General features: G+C 66.1%; 17 protein-coding genes. 15 read left to right on the top strand and 2 right to left on the bottom strand.

The features are described 5' to 3' along the window. The first annotated feature begins 79 nt into the window (after nucleotides 1-79). From AB656_RS03740 to AB656_RS03725, 4 genes are all read left to right on the top strand, one after another. On the top strand, nucleotides 80-1,054 hold the full coding sequence (locus AB656_RS03740) for an amino acid ABC transporter permease (protein ID WP_033504817.1): 975 nt from the start codon (nucleotides 80-82) through the stop codon (nucleotides 1,052-1,054). A gap of 8 nt (nucleotides 1,055-1,062) precedes the next feature. Continuing rightward, nucleotides 1,063-1,875: an amino acid ABC transporter ATP-binding protein gene (locus tag AB656_RS03735; RefSeq protein ID WP_033504825.1), complete on the top strand. Its 813-nt coding sequence runs from the start codon at nucleotides 1,063-1,065 to the stop codon at nucleotides 1,873-1,875. Between the two features lie 102 nt (nucleotides 1,876-1,977). Continuing rightward, nucleotides 1,978-3,870, top strand: coding sequence for a glutamine--fructose-6-phosphate transaminase (isomerizing) (gene glmS / locus AB656_RS03730; RefSeq protein ID WP_033504818.1), 1,893 nt, complete (start codon nucleotides 1,978-1,980; stop codon nucleotides 3,868-3,870). Nucleotides 3,871-3,902: 32 nt separating this feature from the next. Then, entirely contained in the window at nucleotides 3,903-4,751 is an 849-nt protein-coding gene (locus tag AB656_RS03725) for a pseudouridine synthase (RefSeq protein WP_033504819.1), read from the top strand. 163 nt (nucleotides 4,752-4,914) lie between these two features. Here the strand turns inward: AB656_RS03725 and AB656_RS03720 are convergent, their stop codons facing one another. Both AB656_RS03720 and AB656_RS03715 read right to left on the bottom strand, forming a co-directional pair. Next, a complete protein-coding gene (locus AB656_RS03720) occupies nucleotides 4,915-8,124 on the bottom strand; it encodes an RCC1 domain-containing protein (protein ID WP_051905314.1) in 3,210 nt (1,069 codons plus the stop codon). Nucleotides 8,125-8,656: 532 nt separating this feature from the next. Then, complete coding sequence (locus tag AB656_RS03715; RefSeq protein ID WP_033503716.1) at nucleotides 8,657-9,442, bottom strand: type III pantothenate kinase; 786 nt, start codon at nucleotides 9,440-9,442, stop codon at nucleotides 8,657-8,659. 140 nt (nucleotides 9,443-9,582) lie between these two features. Between AB656_RS03715 and AB656_RS03710 the strand changes: the two genes are divergently transcribed. The 11 genes from AB656_RS03710 (at nucleotide 9,583) to AB656_RS03660 (ending at nucleotide 21,730) form a co-directional block, all read left to right on the top strand. Then, on the top strand, nucleotides 9,583-11,250 hold the full coding sequence (locus AB656_RS03710; RefSeq protein ID WP_051905435.1) for an ABC transporter substrate-binding protein: 1,668 nt from the start codon (nucleotides 9,583-9,585) through the stop codon (nucleotides 11,248-11,250). A 9-nt stretch (nucleotides 11,251-11,259) separates the two neighbouring features. Beyond that, nucleotides 11,260-12,234: an ABC transporter permease gene (locus tag AB656_RS03705; protein WP_033503717.1), complete on the top strand. Its 975-nt coding sequence runs from the start codon at nucleotides 11,260-11,262 to the stop codon at nucleotides 12,232-12,234. 107 nt (nucleotides 12,235-12,341) lie between these two features. Continuing rightward, complete coding sequence (locus AB656_RS03700; protein WP_033503823.1) at nucleotides 12,342-13,172, top strand: ABC transporter permease; 831 nt, start codon at nucleotides 12,342-12,344, stop codon at nucleotides 13,170-13,172. Beyond that, nucleotides 13,169-14,038 (top strand): ABC transporter ATP-binding protein, encoded by an 870-nt coding sequence (locus AB656_RS03695; protein ID WP_051905313.1) that lies wholly within the window; start codon nucleotides 13,169-13,171, stop codon nucleotides 14,036-14,038. The genes AB656_RS03700 and AB656_RS03695 overlap by 4 nt, the downstream gene beginning before the upstream one ends. After that, a complete protein-coding gene (locus tag AB656_RS03690; protein ID WP_033503718.1) occupies nucleotides 14,035-14,859 on the top strand; it encodes an ABC transporter ATP-binding protein in 825 nt (274 codons plus the stop codon). The genes AB656_RS03695 and AB656_RS03690 overlap by 4 nt, the downstream gene beginning before the upstream one ends. 123 nt (nucleotides 14,860-14,982) lie before the next feature. Continuing rightward, on the top strand, nucleotides 14,983-16,902 hold the full coding sequence (gene recQ / locus AB656_RS03685; RefSeq protein ID WP_033503719.1) for a DNA helicase RecQ: 1,920 nt from the start codon (nucleotides 14,983-14,985) through the stop codon (nucleotides 16,900-16,902). Between the two features lie 145 nt (nucleotides 16,903-17,047). Continuing rightward, nucleotides 17,048-17,530: an S-ribosylhomocysteine lyase gene (locus tag AB656_RS03680; protein WP_033503720.1), complete on the top strand. Its 483-nt coding sequence runs from the start codon at nucleotides 17,048-17,050 to the stop codon at nucleotides 17,528-17,530. A gap of 221 nt (nucleotides 17,531-17,751) precedes the next feature. Further along, nucleotides 17,752-18,369: a type I phosphoribosyltransferase gene (locus AB656_RS03675; protein ID WP_033503721.1), complete on the top strand. Its 618-nt coding sequence runs from the start codon at nucleotides 17,752-17,754 to the stop codon at nucleotides 18,367-18,369. A gap of 80 nt (nucleotides 18,370-18,449) precedes the next feature. Continuing rightward, entirely contained in the window at nucleotides 18,450-19,808 is a 1,359-nt protein-coding gene (gene alr / locus AB656_RS03670; protein WP_033503722.1) for an alanine racemase, read from the top strand. Between the two features lie 93 nt (nucleotides 19,809-19,901). Further along, nucleotides 19,902-20,360 (top strand): Ohr family peroxiredoxin, encoded by a 459-nt coding sequence (locus AB656_RS03665; protein ID WP_033503723.1) that lies wholly within the window; start codon nucleotides 19,902-19,904, stop codon nucleotides 20,358-20,360. An 86-nt stretch (nucleotides 20,361-20,446) separates the two neighbouring features. Then, nucleotides 20,447-21,730 (top strand): deoxyguanosinetriphosphate triphosphohydrolase, encoded by a 1,284-nt coding sequence (locus AB656_RS03660; protein WP_033503724.1) that lies wholly within the window; start codon nucleotides 20,447-20,449, stop codon nucleotides 21,728-21,730. Nucleotides 21,731-21,778: the final 48 nt, after the last annotated feature.

Here is a 21,778-nt window from a genome sequence, read left to right as displayed (position 1 = left end):
CGTGGATTCGAGCGGGCCTGGGGGTGGGCCCGCCCGGGTCCGTGCGGCGGTGATCCGAATGCGAGGCTAAGGAGCGAGCATGTTGGGACGGGACAAGGGCGACAGGCTGGATATTCCAGGGAGGATCCACGCCAAGCCGGTCAGGAGGCCGGGACCGGTCATCGCGGCGGTCATCGTGGCCGTTTTCGTGGCCATGCTGATCCACGGGATGGTGACCAACCCTAACTTCGACTGGCCCACGGTCTGGAAGTACCTGTTCAACGAGCACGTGCTCGATGGGATCAAGTGGACCCTCCTGCTCACGGTCTACGCGATGGTCCTGGCCACCATCCTTGCCGTGATCCTGGCGGTCATGCGTAAGTCGGCCAACCCTGTCCTGCGCTGGGTGTCCTGGTTCTTCATCTGGTTCTTCCGTGGCACCCCTGTGTACACCCAGCTGGTCTTCTGGGGACTGTTCGCGGTTCTGGTGCCCAGGCTGGCCATCGGCATCCCTTTCGGCCCGGAGTTCCTCTCCTTCAACACCCAGGATGTGCTCAACGCCACGATCGCCACCGTGCTAGGCCTGGGTCTTAACGAAGCCGCTTACCTCTCCGAAATCGTGCGCGCTGGCATCGAGGCGGTCGACACCGGGCAGACCGAGGCCGCCCAAGCCCTGGGCATGCCCCGTTCGATGATCATGCGGCGGGTCGTTCTGCCCCAGGCCATGCGCATCATCGTGCCGCCCACCGGCAACGAGACCATCGGCATGCTCAAGACCACCTCTCTGGCCCTGGCCGTGCCGTTCACGCTCGAACTCCAGTTCGCGACCAACGCGATCGCCAACCGCATCTACAAGACCATCCCGCTCCTGATCGTGGCCTGCATCTGGTACCTGCTGATCACCTCCGTGCTGATGGTCATCCAAGCCCAGTTGGAGAAGCACTACGGCAAGGGCTTCGACGCGCGGCCGTTGGCCGGGCGCAAGGGCCCGGACGCTAAGGAGGCCGTCGATCCGGCGGCCAAGCAGGAGACGGATAAGGTCAATCAAGTGATGATGGCGGGGTTGAACGCATGAGCGGGCAAATGAACATGAGCGCTGATACGAACGCGGAAAAGGAGGCGACTGGCCAGGAGCCGGCCATCATTATCCGGGGCGTGCACAAGGCCTTCGGCGACCTGCACGTGCTCAAAGGCATTGATTTGGAAGTCATGCCGGGCACCGTCACCGCCATTCTGGGTCCTTCCGGCTCGGGCAAATCCACCCTCTTGCGTCTGATCAACCAGTTGGAGGACCGCACCGCGGGCGAGATCATCGTAGGCGGCGAGCTGACCGGCTACAAGCGCATCGGCCCCGACGGCCAGGGCTTGCAACGTCTGGACGATAAGGCCATCGCCCGACAGCGCGCCCGCATCGGCATGGTCTTCCAACGTTTCAACCTCTTCCCGCACATGACGGCTCTGGGCAACGTGATGGAGGCTCCGGTCCACGTGGGGCATGTGCCCAAAGCGCAGGCCAAGGAGGAGGCGATCAAGCAGCTGGAGCGCGTAGGTCTGGGCGATCGGCTGGACTACTACCCCTCCCAGCTCTCCGGCGGCCAACAGCAGCGGGTGGCGATAGCCCGTGCCCTTGCCATGCATCCTGAGATCATGCTCTTTGATGAACCCACCTCTGCCCTTGACCCGGAGCTGGTCGGGGAGGTGCTGGCTGTCATCAAGCAGGTGGCGGCTGAGGGCATGACCATGGTCGTCGTGACCCACGAGATAGGCTTCGCCCGGGAGGTCGCCGGGCAGGTCGTCTTCATGGATGGCGGCGTCGTGGTGGAAAGCGGCGGCCCTGACATCATCGATCACCCGGAGAGCCGGCGCTTCCAGGAGTTCCTGCGGACCGTGCTTTAAGGCGCCGGGCAGGGGGCGTATCGATGGATTCATGTGGACATAGCGCTAGGGAAGACCCGCCCAGGGCGTAACGGCCCCGCCCTGGGCCTAGACTGGTGAGTCATGTGTGGAATAGTTGGATATGCCTCATCTACGTTAACCGCTTGCGGTAAGCCATTGGAGGTCTGCCTGCAGGGTTTGGAGCGCTTGGAGTACCGGGGTTATGATTCAGCCGGCGTGGCCCTGGTGGCCCCTGGTTTGGACACCGTGGCCTGGCGCAAGCGCGCCGGACGCCTCAGCAATTTAGTTGAAAGCTTGGAAGCGCACCCCCTGCCTGAAGCCACGGCCGGTATCGGTCACACTCGCTGGGCCACGAACGGCGAGCCTTCGGATGTGAACGCGCACCCGCATATGAGCCAGGACGGCAAGATCGGGCTGATCCACAACGGGATCATCGAGAACGCCGCCCAACTCAAGTTCGACCTGCAAACCGAGGGTTACTCGTTCGTCTCCTCCACCGACTCCGAAGTGGTGGCCAAGCTGCTGGGCAAGGTCGCCAATGAGATCATCGAGCGCACCGGCCAGCCTGACCTGTTCGAGGCCATGCGTCGCACCGCCCGCATGTTGGAAGGCGCCTTCACCCTCCTGGCCGTGGATAGCCGCCAGCCCGGCATCGTCGTCGGCGCCCGGCACGATTCCCCGCTGGTCGTGGGGTTGAGCGAGGGCGAGAACTTCCTGGGATCGGACGTGGCCGCTTTCGTGGCTTACACCAAAGAGGCCATGGAATTGGGCCAGGATCAGGCCGTGTGCGTCAGCGGCGATGCAGTGGAAGTCACCGACTTCGACGGCAACCCTGTCACGGACTCCAAGCGCTTCACCGTCAACTGGGACGCCTCCGCCGCGCAGAAAGGCGGCTGGGACTCCTACATGGATAAGGAGATTCACGAGGATCCCAAGGCCGTGGCCGACACCCTGCTGGGCCGTTTCGGCCCGGAAGGCGAACTGAACCTGGACGAGCTGCGCATCGATCCCGAGGACATCCGCCAGGTGGACAAAATCATCATCGTGGCCTGCGGCACCGCATCCTACGCAGGAATGGTCGCCAAGTACGCCATCGAGCACTGGGTGCGCATCCCGGTGGAGGTGGAGCTGGCCCACGAGTTCCGCTACCGAGACCCCATCCTCACCTCGCGCACGCTGGTGGTCGCCATCTCCCAGTCCGGAGAGACCATGGACACCCTGATGGCCTTGCGCCATGCCCGCGAGCAGGGCTCGCGCGTGCTTGCCATCTGCAACACGCAAGGCTCCACCATCCCGCGCGAATCCGATGCCGTGCTCTACACCCACGCCGGTCCTGAGATCGCTGTGGCTTCCACCAAGGCGTTCGTGGCCCAGATTGTGGCCGCCTACCTGCTGGGCCTGTACCTGGCGCAGGTCAAGGGCACGCTCTTCCGCGACGAAATCCACCAGACCGTGGACAGCCTGCGCGCCATGCCCTCCAAGATCGAGTGGGTGCTTGACACCCAGGCCGATACCGTGGAGCGGACCGCAAGCAGTCTGGTCGACGCCAAGTCCTTCCTCTTCCTGGGCCGCCACGTAGGCTACCCGGTGGCCATGGAGGGCGCGCTCAAGCTCAAGGAGATCGCCTACACCTTCACCGAGGGCTTCGCGGCGGGCGAGCTCAAACACGGGCCAATCGCATTGGTCGAGCCCGGCGAGCCGATCGTCGTGATCGTGCCCTCCGCCCGTGGCCGCGGCACACTCCACAAGAAGGTCGTCTCCGCCATCGAGGAGGTCAAGGCCCGGGGGGCGTTCGTCATCGCCGTGGCCGAACAGGGGGACCCGGACGCCGAGGAGTACGCGGACGTGGTGTTCTGGCGCCCCGCCTGCCCCACGCTCCTGAGCCCTCTGGTCGACGTGGTGCCCCTCCAACTGTTCGCGCTCGACATGGCCAAGTCCAAGGACTTGGATGTGGACAAGCCGCGCAACCTGGCCAAGTCGGTCACCGTCGAGTGACGGTTCGCTAGCGACATGACGGTGGCGCTGTGATGGCTGGTCCTTTCGAACGGCACCGGTGGGTGACCAGCGAGCCCGAGATTCCCTTCGAGTTGGGCGTGCTCTACGAGGACGAGCGGATCATAGTAGTGGATAAACCCCACTTTCTGCCTACCACTCCTCGCGGCATGTGGTACCGCAGCTCGGCCCTGATGCGCCTACGCGAGCGGTTGGGCGAGCCGCAAATCACCCCCGCCCACCGCCTGGACCGAGCCACCGCCGGAGTGCTGGTCTTCGTGCGCGACCCCTCCGTACGGGCCGCCTACCAGATGCTCTTCCAGAGGAGACAAGTTGACAAAGTCTATGAATGCCTGGCTCCGGCCCGCCCGCTGACCACGCCCGCCACCGGCACCATCGCCCGCCTGGCCCCACCGGCCCCCTTCCCCCTCCTGCGCCGTTCCTATATAGACAAGCACCCCGGCCACATGCAGGCCAGGGAGCTGCGCGCCCAGCCCAATGCCTCCACCTTGATCGACCTGGCTGGGGAGCTTCCCGCCTTCAACCTTGCCGGTGGGCGCGGAAACGCTACTTCCTCCGGCCCAACCTTCGCGCTCGACTCGTCCGGCGGCTGCCTACCGGGGGAGGGGACGACCGGCAGGGCCTCCACCCCTTACCGCGCATACCGTCTCCACCCATACACCGGCAAGACCCACCAACTGCGCGTGCACATGGCCAGCCTGGGCTTGCCTATCCTGGGCGACGACCTCTACCCAATCGTCATCAACCGCCCTTACGATGACTTCAGCCACCCCCTCCAGCTGGTAGCCCGCTCCCTCTCCTTCACCGATCCCATAACCGGCCAACCCATGCGCTTCCAATCACGAGTCCCCCTCTGTCTTTGAGCTGGGACCGTTTCCTAGCGCTTGCGGACTGGCGGCCTGTCTACTGGGGATAGTGTCGGGCCGCGGAGCGGTAGGATCGAGGGGTATCGTGCGGCGCTCGTGTGTTTAAGGTGCGGCCCGGGTGGGTTGGGGTGGGCCGCACCGCAGGCCTTGGGTTGGTTGGTTATTTGCTGGTTGTGGTGGGTTGGTGGGTGTGGTGGTGTTTGCGGGTGATGTGGTGGCTGGTGAGGGTGAGTGCGGTGAGGGTGGTGAGGGTGAGGAGGGTGGCTCCCGCGAGTTGTTGGGTGGGGGCGCCGCCTGCTTTGGGCAGGGTGTAGAGGTGGTAGTACTCGTAGGGGTTGATGGGGTAGTCGGTTTGGGTGACGCCGTCGAGGGTCCAGTGGATGGTGACGGTGGCTTGTCCTTCGGGGTGGGTTGGGCTGGTGGTGTCCCAGGTGTGGGTGGTGGGGTTCCAGGTGGGTGTGGGGGCGTTGGTGGGCTCGAAGGTGGCGCCGGTGACGGTGATCTTGTGCCCTATAAGCGCGGGCGTGCTGCGGCCGTAGATGCTGCCGTCGCCGAGCTCGCCGTGCCAGTTCCATCCCCAGCTGTAGGCGTGGCCGTCGCTGCCGGTGGCCAGGCTGTGGTAGCCGCCTGCGCTGATGGTTTTCCATGTGTTGGCGGGGTTGCCGCCGTTGGTGGGCGCGTGGACCTGCTCGGGCCTGTTGCTCCTGGTGTTGCTGCCGTCGCCGAGCTGGCCGTAGTCGTTGGCTCCCCAGCTGTAGGCGTGGCCGTCGCTGCCGATGGCCAGGCTGTGATCGCCGCCTGCGCTGATGGTTTTCCATGTGTTGGCGGGGTTGTCGCCGTTGGTGGGCGCGTGGACCTGCTCGGGCGTGCTGTGGGGGTTGTCGTCGCTGCTGCCGTTGCCGAGCTGGCCACAGTAGTTGGCTCCCCAGCTGTAGGCGTGGTCATCGCTGCCGATGGCCAGGCTGCGTGAGCCGCCTGTGCTGATGGTTTTCCATGTGTTGGCGGGGTTGCCGCTGTCGGGCGCGTGGACCTGCTCGGGCCTGTTGCTCCTGGTGTTGGTGCCGTTGCCGAGCTGGCCGTAGTCGTTGGCTCCCCAGCTGTAGGCGTGGCCGTCGCTGCCGATGGCCAGGCTGAACTGGTCGCCCGCGCTGATGGTTTTCCATGTGTTGGCGGGGTTGCCGCCGTTGGTGGGCGCGTGGACCTGCTCGGGCCTGTCGCTCACGTCGTTGCTGCCGTCGCCGAGCTGGCCGTAGCCGTTGGCTCCCCAGCTGTAGGCGTGGCCGTCGCTGCCGATGGCCAGGCTGTGCCAGTAGCCTGCGCTGATGGTTTTCCATGTGTTGGCGGGGTTGTCGCCGTTGGTGGGCGCGTGGACCTGCTCGGGTGTTCTATGGTAGGTGGAGGTGTCGTTGCCGAGCTGGCCGGAGCCGTTGTATCCCCAGCTGTAGGCGTGGCCGTCGCTGCCGATGGCCAGGCTGAACTCGTTGCCTGCGCTGACGCTGGTGAACCGCACGCCGGCTGGCGTGTGCACCCGCACGGGCGTGTTGCGGTCGGTGCGGGTGTCGTCGCCGAGCTCGCCGTAGTCGTTCCGTCCCCAGGCGTAGGTGTTGCCGTCGGTGCCGATGGCGAGGCTGTGGAAGCTGCCCGCGCTGATTTGGGTGAAGCGGAGGGGTTGGGGCGGGTCGGGTGGTGTGATGTGGACGGTGGTGCCGCCGGTGTCCGGGCCCCGGGTGGGGGTCATGGTGAACCGTGGGGTCCTCCATGTGGCGGTCAGGGTCAGGTCGTTTCTGACGGGTTGGGTGAAGTCCCAGGGGCTGCCGTCGGGTTTGGCCCACCCGTCGAACCAGTGGCCCGCCCAAACCGGGTCGGGGACCGGCCAGTTGATGGGCTGCGGGTCGTCCGGGTACGAGTACTGGCTGGCGGGCGGGGTTCCCGGCGCCCCGCCCAGTTGGAAGCTGACGGTGTACGGGGTGGCGTACGTGTAACGCAGGGTGACCGTGCCGGACTGGTATCTGGGGTTGGCGATGTTGCCGTTCACGTCGAGGCCGTCGAGATGGTAGGCGACGGTCACGGTGACGGCGCCCGGGGCATGCGTGGGCACGTGCATGTCCCAGGCGCCGGTGGCGGGGTTGACGGTCTTCCGGGTGACGCTTGCCCCGTCGAACGTGACGCCGTCGATCACATACCGGGGCATGAGCACCGGCGCGGGCCTGCTGTGGGTGCCGTAGTCGCTTCTGCCGTTGCCGAGTTGGCTGGAGTAGTTGCTTCCCCATGCATAGGTGTTGCCGTCCGATCCGATGGCCAGGCTGTGCCAGTGGCCTGCGCTGATTTGGGTGAAGCGCACGCCGGTTGGCGTGTGCACGCGCACCGGTTTGTTGCTGTTGCTACCGGTTTCGTCGCCCAGCTGGTTGTAGCCGTTGTATCCCCATGCGTAGGCGTTGCCGTTCGAGTCGAGGGCCAGGCTGTGATAGCTTCCTGCGCTGATTTGGGTGAAGGTCACGCCGGTTGGCGCGTGCACGCGCACCGGTTTGTTGCTGTCGCTACCGGTTTCGTCGCCCAGCTTGCCGGAGTCGTTGTCTCCCCAGGCGTAGGTGTTGCCGTCGGAGCCGATGGCCAGGCTGTGATCGTCGCCTGCGCTGATTTGGGTGAAGGTCACGCCGGTTGGCGTGTGCACGCGCACCGGTTTGTTGCTGTTGCTACCGGTTTCGTCGCCCAGCTGGCCGGAGGTGTTGCGCCCCCAGGCGTAGGTGTTGCCGTCGGAGCCGATGGCCAGGCTGTGGTTGTCGCCTGCGCTGATTTGGGTGAAGGTCACGCCGGTTGGCGCGTGCACGCGCACCGGTTTGTTGCTGTCGCTAGGGGTTTCGTCGCCCAGCTGGCCGAACGCGTTGTTTCCCCATGCGTAGGTGTTGCCGTCGGAGCCGATGGCCAGGCTGTGCCAGTGGCCTGCGCTGATTTGGGTGAAGCTCACGCCGGTTGGTGTGTGCACGCGCACCGGTTTGTTGCTGTCGCTACCGGTTTCGTTGCCCAGCTGGCCGAACGCGTTGTATCCCCAGGCGTAGGTGTTGCCGTTCGAGTCGATGGCCAGGCTGTGATCGTCGCCTGCGCTGATTTGGGTGAAGGTCACGCCGGTTGGCGCGTGCACGCGCACCGGTTTGCCGCTGCGGCTGCCGCTACCGGTTTCGTCGCCCAGCTGGCCGGAGTCGTTGTCTCCCCAGGCGTAGGCGTTGCCGTCCGAGCCGATGGCCAGGCTGTGCCACCAGCCTGCGCTGATTCGGGTGAAGCGCACGTTGGTTGGCGGGGCTGGTGGTGTCAGCGTGGCCATGGCGTCTTGGTTGGCGGGGCCTTTGGTGGGGGACAGGGTGAAGCCGTCCACGGTCTGCGAGGCGGGGGCTCCCGATCGGGTCAGGTGGTTGGGTTCAGCGTGGGCGGGACGGGCCGCCGAATTACCCCCCCCCCCAGGAGGATCATGGCCAGGGCCGCGAATGCGGCGCTGGCGGCGCGGAAACGACTCATTGCCCCCTCCAAAACAGGCTGGCGGAAGAGCGCACAGATGCGCGCTCTTCCGTGAAAACAGTGTGTTGTTGGTATTCGGGTGGTGCGCGGCAGAACAAAACTCTCCAGCCAGTTCAGGGCCGCGAACCCCCATGTTATAGTTACTGAGTCTAGCACCGCCAGCAGCAAGCGCGCACCTCTCCTAGGATGAGGCGGATTCGGTTGGCTACGTCGGAGGTGTATTCATGCTAGTGCGGGTGACTATGGACCAGGGGGGAATGGGAAAGGCCATAAGGCGGCGAAGACCGGCTCGGATGTGAGTGAAGGAGGAGGCTAGGCTGTCTGATTGCTGCTGGCGCAACTTCGCGGTTTCCGTATCATCCGCCCGCCTTGCCCCGTCTTGCGCCGCCGTCCTATTTCGCGGTGGGGGCGGCCTGCATGGTGCGGCTGTAGATGGTGGCCATGCCTCGGAAGATGAGCTCGGGGTCGTAGTGGTCGATGAGGTCGGTTTCGGAAGCGAAGATGCGGCCCAGGCCGCCGGTGGCGATCACTTGGAAATCGTTGTCGATCTCGCGGCGGAACTGGAGGATGATGCGCTCCAGGCCGCCTAGGAAGTTGTAGTAGAGGCCTGCCTGCATGGCATCCCTGGTGCCGGTGGTCAGGATGGAGCTGGGGCGGGTGAGCTCCACCTCGGGCAGCTGGGCGGTCTGCGACCACAGGGCCTTGGCGCCCGAGTCGATGCCCACGGTAATCAGGCCGGAGCGGATGGAGCCCTGGGCGTCCACATAGTTGAAGGTGGTGGCCGTGCCGAAATCGGCCACCAGGAGCGGGCCTTCGTAACTCTCATGCGCGCCCACGCAGTCGGCCAGGCAGTCCGCGCCCAGGGACTTGGGGTCGTCCAGGCGGATGTTGACGCCGGTCTTAACGCCGGGGCCCACCACCAGCGGCTCCACCGACAGGTAGCGGACGATGGCGGCGGGCAGGGAGTGCATGACTTTGGGGACCACCGAGGCGATGATGACGCCCTCCATGTCCGCTGGCTCGTAGCTCGACAGGCGGAGGAAATCGGTCAAAATCATGCCATACTCATCAGCGGTGCGGCCCGCCCTGGTGGCGATGCGGTAGGAGGCGCGGACCCGCCGGCCCTCCATGAAACCAATCACGGTGTTGGTGTTGCCAATGTCGACCGCCAGCAGCATGCCGACCTCCTCGCTGTCTCGCTACGAGCGCTTTCCTGCTTCATTCTACGGCCCTGCGCGCCACCGGGCGGGCGGTGTCCTAGACTGGTGGACGGTGGTCGACCCCTATGGCGGCCAACCAGACACAAGGTGGTAACGCGATGAACTCTTCCCAGGAGGGCGCGCACGCAAGCGACGGCGCGACCCCGGATGCCGGGCCTGGACCCAGCACCGACCCGGTGCTCAATGCCATGCTCAAACCCGCCCGCGCGCATTCGGGCTGGGGATGGAAGCCGCTGAGCCTGCTGCTGGCGGTCGCCCTGGTCGTTTCGCTGTGGGTAGGCGGACGAAGCAGGGGGGGCGGCGCGGCCGAGCGGACGGCGGACTCAATCTCCATTGGCCTCAAACTGGCGCCGACCAATCTGGACATCCGCAACCAATCCGGCTCAGCCCTGGACCAGGCCCTGGTCGGCAACGTGTACGAGGGGCTCGTGGCCCGCGGCGACCACAACCAAGTCACGCCCGGACTGGCCAAGAGCTGGAGCCGGAGCGCGGATGGCACCACCTACACCTTCCGCCTGCACGAGGCGATGGCCTTCTCCAACGGGGACCGGCTGGACGCGGAGGATGTGGCCTGGTCAATCAACGAGCTGGTCCAACGCGGCTACCATGACGCCGACCAGCTGCGCAACTTCCAATCGGTCAAGGCGCTGAACCCGAGCACCGTGGAGCTCAAGCTGACCGCCCCCTACGCGGGCCTGCTCTGGGCGCTCACCGGACGACCCGGCCTGGTCTTCGACAGGCGCGCTTACTATGACCCCAAGAGCCAAGCCCTGGGCTCCGGTCCCTACACAGTCTCATCCTTCAAACCTTCCTCCTCGCTGACCCTGAGCGCCAACCCCCGCTACTGGGGCGAGCGCAAAGCCCGGACACAGACCGTGCGCCTGCGCTACTTCGCGGACGACAACGCGGCGGTCAATGCGCTCAAATCCAACGACGTGCAAGCCCTGGCTCCAATCACCGCCACGTTGGCCGAGCCCTTCAGGAAGGACCCGGACCACTACCAGGTGCAGGCTGGGGATGGCACGGACAAGTTCGTCCTGGCCTTCAACTCCAAGGGCGCCAAAACCAGCGATCCGCGCGTCCGCCAGGCCATCCGGTACGCCATAGACCACCGCCAGCTGATCGTCGCACGGGGCGGGGCCGACACAGCGCTGGGCGGGCCGATTCCCATCCTGGACCCGGGCTACCAGGATCTGACCGGCCTTTACCCGCATGACCCAGGCAAGGCGCGCGAGCTCATGGCCCAGGTCGGCTACAGCCCGCAGCGGCCCCTGAAACTGCGGCTGACCTACGCCAACACCTACGGCAGCGAGCTGGGCGACCAGCTGCGCTCCCAACTCAAGCCCGTCGGCATCGACCTGAACGTGCAAGTGGTTGAGTTCTCCACCTGGATGCAGGACGTGTACACCAACCGCGACTACGACATCTCCCTGGTGGACCACTCCGAGAGCCATGACTTCAACCAGTGGGCCAACCCCAAGTACTACTACGGCTACGACAATCCGAGAGTCCAGGAGCTCTACCGGCAGGCTATGGCCGAGCCCAACGAGCAGGAGAGCGGGCGCTACCTGGCCCAGGCCGCCCGCGTGGTCAGCCAGGACGCGCCGGCCGATTGGCTCTTCAACTACCGGATTACCACCGCTTGGGCCGTCGGGCTGCACGGCCTGCCCCTGAACTTGAACCAGACCCTCCTGCCCCTGGCTGGGGTCTACTACACGCCGGGAGGCGCCGCAGCCAGCGGCTCTTCCGCTCTGGCGGCACGTTAGGGGAAGGCCATGCGATTCCTGCTTCGCCGGCTCCTGCTTTTCGCCGTGGCCCTGCTGGCGCTCTCCCTCCTGGTGTTCGCGGCCCTGCGCATCCTGCCCGGGGACGTGGCCTCCATCATGGCTGGAATCAACTCGCCGCCCGAGCGGGTAACGGCCCTGCGCTCGCAGCTGGGCCTGGACCGGCCGCTGCCCCAGCAGTACGCCTCGTGGATGGGCGGCCTCCTGCGCGGCGACTTCGGGGTGTCCATGCTGACCGGCCGCTCCATCTCCAGCCAGGTGGCCTCCCGGGCCGCTTTGACCTTCCCTCTGATTGGGTTGGGGCTGGCGGTCGCCCTGTGCATAGGCATACCGCTCGGCTGCTACTCACTGCTGGCCCGCAGCCCCCGTGCGCGCGCCTTGTGTCAGGTCGTCGCCATCGTGGGCGGCTCCATACCTGCTCTGTGGGGCGGGCTGCTGCTGATCGTGCTGTTCGGGCGGGGCAGCGGGCTGCTGCCCATCCTGCCTTCGCAAGGCTTCCCCGAGGCGGGCTGGCGTTCCGGCGCGCAGGCGTTTCAATCCTTGATATTACCGGCCCTGACCCTGGGGATCATCGTGGGCGCTGGGCTCATGCGTTACACCCGTGCCGCATTGTCCGAGCTGGCTTCGTCCGGTTGGATCGACATGGCCATGGCCTGCGGCATGACCCGCTCCCAGGCCCTGATCCGGGTGGGACTGCGCCTGGCCATGCCCCAGCTGGTCTCGGTCGTCGGGCTGACCTTCGCGGAGATGATCACCGGCGCGATGGTGGTGGAGAACCTGTTCGCCCTGCCGGGGCTGGGTTCCGGCTTGGTCACCGACCTGGGCAACCGCGACCTGATCGCGGTGCAGAGCGAGTTGTTCATGCTGGCGGCCTTCTTCCTGGCGGTCGGCCTGGTCGTCGACCTCCTCCACCGGGCCCTGGACCCGCGCCTGAAAGCGGCTAATTCGATTGGGGAGGGGGTCTGATGATGGATGAACAAGCGGCTTGGACGGCGGAGCCCGGTCCTGGGAGCTCGGGGCACGCGGTCCGGTCAGCCCGCCCCTGGCGCTGGTTGCGCACGGTGATCGCCAGCATGTGGAACCGGAGGGAGGGGCGTTTCGCCCTGGTCACGCTGGGCTTATGGGTCCTGACGGCCCTGGTCTGCCTGGTTTGGACCCCCTGGCCTCTGTGGCGCACTGACGGCTATCAGGTCTGGCAGTCCCCCTCCCGGGCCCACTGGCTGGGCACCGACGGCACTGGGGCGGACGTGCTGTCCTGGCTCCTGGCCGGGTCCGCGACCAACCTGTTGATCTGCCTCCTGGCCGTCGTCTTCGCCGGGGCCTTGGGCACCCTGCTCCTGGCCGCTACGGTCAGCCGTTCCAAGGTCCTGTCGTCCGGCTCGATTGTGCTGGTCGACGCTCTGATCTCAATCCCCACCGTCCTGCTCGCCCTGCTCCTGGCTGTGCCAATGGGAGCTTCCGTGGCGGTCATCATCGTCGCCTGCGGGGTGGGTTACGGGCTCAACCTGGCCCGGGTCGCCCGCCCTCAAGCCCTGCTGGCCGCTGGTTCGGACTACGTTCAGTCGGCCCTGGCGTCCGGCGCTTCCGGCTGGCGGATTCTGACCAGCCACATCCTGCCCAACGTCGCTCCTCCGATGGCCGTCCAGCTCTCCTTGTCCGCCGGCACGTCCGTCTTGGCTGAATCCGGCCTCACCTACCTGGGGGTCGGCGTGCCCTCGGGGGTGCCCTCCTGGGGGCATTCGCTGACCACCTCGGTCAAGTTCATCAACGTCTACCCGTTGACGGTCCTGTGGCCGGGGCTGGTGGTCACGCTGGTAGTCGTCGCCCTGAACGTTTTCGGCGATGTCCTGCGCGAGGCCATAGACCCCGCTGCCAACCCCGTCCTGCGGAAGGGGGAGGCATGAGCCTGAGCATAGAAGACCTGACCATCTCGATCGGGGGCCGTCCAATCGTGCGCCAGGCCAGCCTGAGCGTGGCCGATGGCGAGCGGGTGGGGCTGATCGGCCCGTCCGGTTCAGGCAAATCGATGATCACGAAAGCCCTCCTGGGCATCCTGCCTCCGGGAGCCCAGGTCTCAGGCTCGATTCGCTTACGTGGCGCGGAGCTTCTGGGCGCCAGCGACGAGGGCCTGGCTGGGGTTCGCGGCGCATACATAGGCGCGGTTTTCCAGAATCCCACAGCCTCGCTCAACCCTGTCCTGTCCGTCGCCCAGCAGGTGGCCCTGCCCCTGCGCTTGCACTATCGGCTGAGCCGTGCCGAGCGGGCGCAGAGGGTCCAAGACATGCTGGAACGGGTGGGTTTGGGCCCTGAAATAGCGGGCAAGTACCCCAGCCAGCTCTCCGGCGGTCAGCTCCAGCGGGTGGCCATCGCCACGGCCCTGGTCACCGCCCCTAGGCTGATTGTGGCCGACGAGCCTACGACCGCCTTGGATGCGATCACCCAGCGCGCGATTATCGACTTGCTGATTCGCCTGGTGGACTCCAGCGGGGCCTCCATGCTCTTTGTCACCCACGATTTCTCCGTGCTGGCGCGCGCCTGCCGGACCTCCTACGTGCTCGACCAGGGGCAGGTCGTCGAGCACGGTCCTACCAGCAGACTGCTGGCACATCCGCAAGCCGAACGCACCCGCAGCCTGGTCCGGGCCGCCGCGCAATTGAGCTTGGACCCAGTTCTCGGGGGAGTGGATGGAGGCTTTGGCGCGGGCGGGAACTCAGGCGCAGACGCGGACATGGCCGTGCGGTTCAGCGCCGGGCGAGGAGGCAGGCCATGAGTCAAGGCACGGGCCATGAGCGGCGGATCGTCATATCCGGCCAAGGCATCCGTAAAACCTTCGGCGGTCGGCAGGGCGGCAGCCAAGCTTTGCAAGAGGTATCGGTCAGCCTGGGGCAAGGGGAGTGCCTGGCCTTGGTCGGAGGCTCAGGCTCGGGCAAATCCACGCTGACCCGCATCCTGCTAGGGCTTGAAAGCCGCGATGCCGGGAGCGTGTCCTACCAGGGCCAACCGGTGGACGGCCCACGCAGCAGCGGCTACCAGGCGTTGCGGCGGGAGTCGGGGCTGATCTTCCAGAACCCCTTCGCCTCCCTCGACCCACGGTGGAACGCCCTGCGCTCGGTCAGCGAACCTCTGCGCATCCACGCCCGTGAGCTGGGCTTGGGCCGGGCGGCGATCCGCAGCAGGGCCATGCAGGCTTTGGCGGACGCCGGCCTGGATCCGGGTGAATTCGCCGGGCGCTATCCAGCGGACTGCTCGGGCGGACAAGCCCAGCGCATAGCCATAGCCCGCGCCCTGGTGGCCGACCCCCAGCTGATCGTGGCCGACGAACCCATGTCCTCCCTGGACGTCTCCGCACGTCTGGGCGTTCTGGAGGCCTTCAAGACGGTCCGCGCCCGCCGGCCACGGACGGCCATCCTGATGGTCTCGCACGACTTGGGCGTGGTCCAGCATATGGCCGACCGCATCGTGGTCCTCCACCAGGGCCAGGTCGAAGAGGAGGGGCCCGCCGACCGGGTGCTGTCCCAGCCCGGATGCGCCTACACGAGGGAGCTGATCGCCGCCGCCTCCGCACCCGGCTCCTCAGGTTCGGCCTCTTGAGAATCGCGCGCCCTTCGGCCCCTTGTGAATGCGACTTGTCCACAGGCGCGCCTGGGACCCATGGTTGCGCACATCGCGGACTGGGGGCGCGCCTGGGTGGTTAGGGTCATAGACTCGTGAAGTATGACAGACATGGATCAGGCTCTCGCTGCGCTCAAGCAGTATTTTGGCTACGAGTCCTTCCGACCGGGCCAAGCGGGCATGGTCAAGGCGATTCTGGAAGGCCGTGACTGCCTGGGCGTCATGCCCACCGGCGCCGGAAAGTCCATCTGCTATCAGATTCCCGCCACCCTGTTGGATGGCATCACGATCGTCGTCTCGCCGCTGGTCTCGCTGATGCGTGACCAGGTGGACGGGTTGGAGGACGCTGGCATCCACGCCCATTTCGTCAACTCCACACAGACCCCGGACGAGCAGGCGCAGGCGCTCGCCCAGGCCGCCCAGGGCCGCTGCAAGCTCCTGTACGTGGCGCCCGAGCGGCTCAACGCACCACGGTTCGTCGCCTTCGCGGCCCAGGCCAGAATCGACCTGCTGGCGGTCGACGAAGCCCATTGCGTCTCCCAGTGGGGGCAGGATTTTCGGCCTGCGTACTTGGGCATCGGCGACTTTATAGCCAGCCTGCCCGTCCGGCCCCGCGTGGCGGCTTTCACCGCGACCGCCACCGAACGGGTGCGGCGCGACATCGTCTCCATGCTGGACTTGCGCGACCCCTACCAGGCGGTGACCGGCTTCGACCGCCCCAACCTCTTCTTCGACGTGGTCAAGCTGGAGACCAAGGCCAAGGACCGTTGGGTGACCTCCTACGCCAAGGAGCACGGCCAAGAGTCAGGCATCGTCTACTGCGCCACCCGCAAGGAGACCGAGGCCCTGGCCGCAGAGCTGAATCAAGCCGGAATTCCTGCCGCCAGCTACCACGGCGGCATGGCGCCGGCCGCCCGAGACGACGCACAGGCCGCGTTCGTCAACGACGAAGTGCAAGTCGTGGTGGCCACCAACGCCTTCGGCATGGGCATCGACAAGTCCAATGTGCGCTATGTGATTCACCACAACATGCCCGAGTCGATCGAGGCCTACTACCAGGAGGCCGGCCGCGCCGGGCGAGACGGGGAGCCGGCCCGCTGCACCCTCTTGTGGAACGAGGCGGACATCGTGACCCGCCGTCGCCTGCTCGACATGGATTCAGGCAACGACCAGCTCACCGGCGAGGAGGCCGAGGTAGTGCGAGCCAGCCGCCGACGTCTGCTCAACACCATGATTGGCTACTGCCGCACCACCGATTGCCTGCACGCCTACATGCTCCGCTACTTCGGTGAGGAGATGGAAAATGGAGCCGCGGCGCAGGTCAACAGCCAGGCGGACGAGCAGGCCAAAAGCGGCTGCGGCAACTGCTCCAACTGCCTGTCCACCTTCTCCACCGTGGACGTGTCCGACCTGGCTCGTGCCATCTCCCGTTGCGTGCACGACGTGGGCCAGCGCTTCGGCTCAGGCAAAATCGTGCAGGTCCTGGCAGGTTCCAAGTCCCAGGACCTGCTCAGCCGGGGGCTGGACCGCTGCCCCTCCTACGGCGCCTTGGAAAACGTGGGCGCGGCCCGCATCCGAGACGTGCTCAACCAGATGGCCTCGGACGGTTACCTGACCATCACCGAAGGCCGCCTGCCCCTGGTCCAGTTCGGCCCCAAGGCCGGCGAGACCGTGAGCCCGGACTTCCACTACGAGATCAAGCAGGTGCGCCGGGCCGAGCCCAAGGGCGCGGCCAGAGCGTCCGGCGCAGTGTACGGCCGCACGACCGCGCTGGCCGAAGGGGAACCGGAGCCTAGCGAGGAGGAGGGGCGTCTCTTCCAGGCCCTGCGCCAGGTGCGCACGCGGATAGCCCGCGAAATCGGCAAGCCGCCCTACATCGTCTTCTCCGACAAGACCCTGCGCGACATGTGCAGGCGTCGCCCGGTTAGCGAGGAGGCCTTCCTGGAGGTCACCGGCGTAGGCGAGCACAAGCTGGAGCTCTACGGACAGCAATTCCTGCAAGCCCTCCGCGAGTTCTCCTGACGGTTTCGCGGGCTCGCGGGCGGCGCAGGACCGGGCGTGGGTCCAGGGCTGGCGGGGCGCGTGCTTAGTATGGAGTTAGGGAACCCGGCGAGCAGGTGGCGCCGGCGGGAACGAAGATGAGAACATGCACGGAAAGGACTGCATCATGGCAGAGAAACCGGTAGTTGAGAGCTTCCAGCTGGATCATACCAAGGTAAAGGCGCCTTACGTGCGCCTAATCGACGAGGAGGAGGGGCCCAAGGGCGATGTCATCTCCAACTACGACCTGCGTCTGGTTCAGCCTAATGAGCACGCGATTCCCACCGCTGGACTTCACACAATCGAGCACACGATCGCTGTTTTGCTGCGCGAGCGCATCCCCGGTTACATCGACTGCTCGCCTTTCGGCTGCCGCACCGGTTTCCATCTGCTGGCCTGGGGCCGCCACTCCACCGAGGACGTGGCCAAGGCCCTGAAGGAGTCCCTGGAATTCATAGCATCGGAGGCCACTTGGGAGGACGTGCCGGGTACCGAGATCACCTCTTGCGGCAACTACCGAGACCACTCGCTCTTCTCGGCCAAGCAATGGTGCCGCGACATCGTGGATGCCGGCATCTCCTCCGACCCCTTTGAGCGCAAGGTGGTCTGAGGCTCTTGCGCTAGGCGGGCGCCCCTGCGAGCCAGGGCGCCCGCCTTTCGCATACTCTGGGGGCATCCTAGGTGCGATCACCGGGATTTATTCCCCGGTTCGCTTACTGCGGACGGGCACCGGCAGGCCATGACGGTCACTAGACTTTTATGTTCGGCGCGGGCCGACCACAAGGGACGGGCGGCGCCGGCAGGACTCTACGATTAAGAAAGAGGTGCCCCTTGCAGGTTTTCAACCCCGCGCAGCGTTGGCTGCGTCACGCCGGCATGGATGATACCGCGTCGATCGAATCCGTCTTCGCCCGGGCCCGTCAGGCTATGGTTGAGGCTGGCAACCCTAATCAGTGGGGGGCCAAGTATCCCTATCCGGACACGATCAGCGGCGACATCTCGGGCAGGCACGCCATGCTTCTGGTCGACGACATGGCGGACGGCGCTCAGGCGGCGCCGGGAGCGTCGGTCGAGCGCCCCGAGTTGGAGGAACGCCGGGGCGAGCATGAGCGCGTGATCGGCGTCTTCGCCCTGTTCGACGGTGTGGACCCTGCCTACGGGCAGATTGAGGGCAGTTGGCTCGATGACGACCCTTACATGACCGTCCACCGGGTGGCCTCCTCAGGAGAGGCCAAGGGCGTCGCGGCCGACATTCTCTCCTGGTGCATGCGTCACCACAGCAACGTGCGTGTGGACACCGGGCTCCAGAACCACGCCATGCAGCACATCCTGGAATCCAACGGTTTCACCCGCTGCGGCCTGATCACCATGCATGACAGCCGCGACCCGAGCACGGAGCACACGCGCATAGCCTACCAGCGCCACGATAGGCCAGGCGCGCAGGTCTGATCGGGGCCAAACGTGCCGGTATCGTCACGGTCTAGGGGCCGGCGGCATGTCAGCGACTCGCTTGTCGCACAATGAAAACCATGAGTTTGAACGCGGCGCCCCAGTGGGATTTTTCATCCGAAGAAGGCAGGGAGAACTATCAGCGGGCTCTGAAAGCCTACCCAGGGCAGGCCATCGTGGACCTCTCCGCCCTCAAGGCGAACATGGCCAAGCTGGTCAGCTGGGTCTCCGCTTCAGGTTCGGGCGCTCAAGTCATGGGCGTGATCAAGGCCGACGCTTATGGGCACGGGCTCATTCCCTCGGCCTTGGCGGCCTTGGCGGGAGGAGCCACCTGGCTGGGATCAGCCCAGCCCCGGGAGGCGCTGCTGGTGCGTCGCGCGGGCATCGGGCCCGAGCGCTGCCGGATTCTGGTGCTCATGTACAACGGGACCACAGCCCCCCTGGGCGAGTTGATTGCGCACGACATCGACATCTCGGTGGGCTCCTTGACCGGTATCGCGCAGGTGGCTAAAGCGGCCGAAGAGCTGGGTCGTCCCGCCCGCGTCCACGTGGAGGTCGATACCGGTTTCGGTCGCAACGGCTTCGCCCCCGACCGGTTCGACGAGGCTCTGACCGCCCTGAAGACGCATGCTGGCAGGGGCGAGCTGGAGGTTGTGGGCCTGTGGAGCCACCTGGCCGTGGCCGACATGCCGAATGTACCAGGCTTCGTCGCTTCCACCGATGCTCAGGTCAAGGCTTTCGAGGACTTCGACGATCGGATGCGGGCCGCCGGTCTGGAGCCCCGGGTGCGCCATCTGGCGAACACGGCCGCCACCCTGTCCCGGCCTGAGATCCACTACGAGCTGACCCGGCCCGGCATCGGCTTCTACGGCTATGAGCCCGACCCCTCGATGGGCGTCCCCGGTGACTACCAGCTCCAGCCGGCTATGACCCTCCAGGCCCAGCTGGGCACGGTCAAGGACCTGCCAGCCGGCCACGGCATTTCCTACGGGCGCACCTACCTGACGCAGGGCGCCACTTCCACCGCCATCCTGCCCCTGGGTTACGCGGACGGCATCCACCGCTCCGCCTCCGGCTTCGACCGCTCCGGTGCTATGGGCCGTGAGCACCTGGGCGGTCCGGTGCGCCTGATGACCAAGCAGGGGCCCAGATTGGCGCGCGTCAGTGGCCGCGTCTGCATGGACCAGTGCGTGCTCGACCTGCGATCCCGGGCCCGAGACTTGGGCGTGGCCGAGGGCGACACGGTCGTCTTGTTCGGTCCGGGCCGCGGTGAGGCCCAGGTCGAGCCCACCGCCGACGACTGGGCGCGCAGCGCGGACACGATCAGCTACGAGATTTTCACCTGCCTGCGCAATCGCATTCCCCGCCTCTACCTGCACGCGGCCCAAGCCCTGCCAGCCGAGGACCTGCGCCTGCTGGACCCGCGCGCCCTCCTGTGAACGCTTGGAGCCCGGAGGCGCGCTTAGCGCCTGCTGGCGTAATCGGCCGCCGACCCCTTGCATTCAAGGTCGAAAGGTGGTGGACTGAAGGATATGAGCACATATACAGGTAAAGAACTAAGCACCATCTCCTACACCGCCGTCGCCGAGGTGGTCGGCGGCCGCAACGGCCACGCCGAAAGCCACGAGCCCGACCTTTCCCTCGACCTGGACACCCCGGTGGCCATGGGCGGCAAGGGCCAGGGCACCAACCCCGAGCAGCTCTTCGCAATCGGCTGGGGCGCCTGCTTCCAGGGCGCTATGGGCCTGGCTGGCAAGGAGCTGCGGGTGGCGGCCACCAAGCTGGCACGCAGCAAGGTCAGAGTCTCGATTTCATTTGGCGATGAGGGCGAGTCCTTCGGCATCAAGGCCAAGATCGAAGTCAACCTACCAGGAGTGGACCGCGACCTGGCTGAGCGCCTGGTGGACCGCACGCAACAGCTGTGCCCCTACTCCAAGGCCACCCAGGGCAACGTGCCCACTGAGCTGGTCGTTGTTGACTCGCTGGACTGACCCGCCGGCCCGTCGCCGCTAAGCTGGAGTAAAAGCCATGGCGGAGCTGTGGCGCTGGAGGGGCCTGAGTCGCAGGAGGCGTGTCGATGATTACCACCGAGGACGGCGAGCAGGTGCTGGTCGCTGAAGGCTATAGCGCCCAAGACGAGGAGCGCTGGGCCCCTGAGCCGCCTAAATCACAGACCCGCACAGCCTTCGAGCGCGACAGGGCCCGTCTGGTTCATTCCTCGGCCCTGCGCAGGCTGGGCGCCAAGACGCAGATTTTGGTGGCCGGTTCCGACGATTTCGCCCGCACGCGGCTGACCCACACGCTGGAAGTGGCCCAGATAGGCCGGCAAATCGGCGAGATGCTGGGCTGCGATCCTGACGTGGTGGACTGCGCTTGCTTAGCTCATGATTTGGGTCATCCACCTTTCGGCCACAACGGGGAGCGCGCCCTGGCCCAGATTGCCAAATCGATCGGGGGGTTCGAGGGCAATGCGCAGACCATGCGCCTGCTGACCCGTCTGGAGTCCAAGATCTTCCATCCAGATGGTCGGCCGGCCGGCGTCAACCTCACTAGGGCCGCCCTGGACGCGGCGGTCAAGTACCCCTGGACCCTAGCCGAGGCCTCCCAACACCCCAAAGGGGAGCGGAGCCTCAAATACTGCGTTTATCCGGACGACGAGGATGTCTTCCGCTGGCTCAAGCAGGGCGCGCCCCTGGGCGTCACGCCGATGGAGTGCCAGGTGATGGATTTGTCGGACGATATCGCCTACTCGGTACACGACGTGGAAGACGCGATCGTCGGCGGCTCCTTCAATCCGCTGGCCCTGGCTGACCCGCGCGTTATGGACGGAGTGGTCGAATCGGCCCGCTCCTGGTACGGCACTCAGTGGGACCCTGACCTGCTGCTGGTGGCTCTGGAACGGCTCAAAACCAAGCTTCCCATCCATTTCAACGGCTCCAGGCGGGCCCTGGCACAGCTCAAGAACCTGACCTCCTGGCTGATCGGGCGTTTCGCCAGTTCGGTGGAGCGCGCCACCCGCGAGCGCTATGGACCGGGTCCGTTGACCCGGTACTCGGCCACGGTCGTCATTCCCGAGTCCACCTCATACGAGATCGTGGCCCTCAAGGGCATCTCGGTCTACTTCGTCATGGCCCCTCGTGAGCGCTTGCCCATTGACGAGGAGCAGCGGCGGATCGTCACCGACCTGGTGGATGTGATGATGGCCGACTCACCCCGCCCTTCGGATGCCCTGGAGAACTCCTTCCTGGAGGACTGGGTCCAAGCCACTAACGACGACGAGCGCCTGCGCGTGGCCATCGACCAGGTAGCCTCCCTGACCGACGGCTCCGCACTGGCCCTCCACTCCCTGGTTTGCGCTTAAGGAGCGGACCTTCCTCGCTCGGTGGAACGCTCTTCCGCGCTCGCAGGT

Origin of the sequence: Bifidobacterium actinocoloniiforme DSM 22766 (genome assembly GCF_001263395.1) — a bacterium.
In the GTDB taxonomy this organism is placed as follows: Bacteria; Actinomycetota; Actinomycetes; order Actinomycetales; family Bifidobacteriaceae; genus Bombiscardovia; species Bombiscardovia actinocoloniiformis.
The sequence above is the reverse complement of the archived record's forward strand: the minus strand, read 5'-3'. Positions and strand labels throughout refer to the sequence as shown.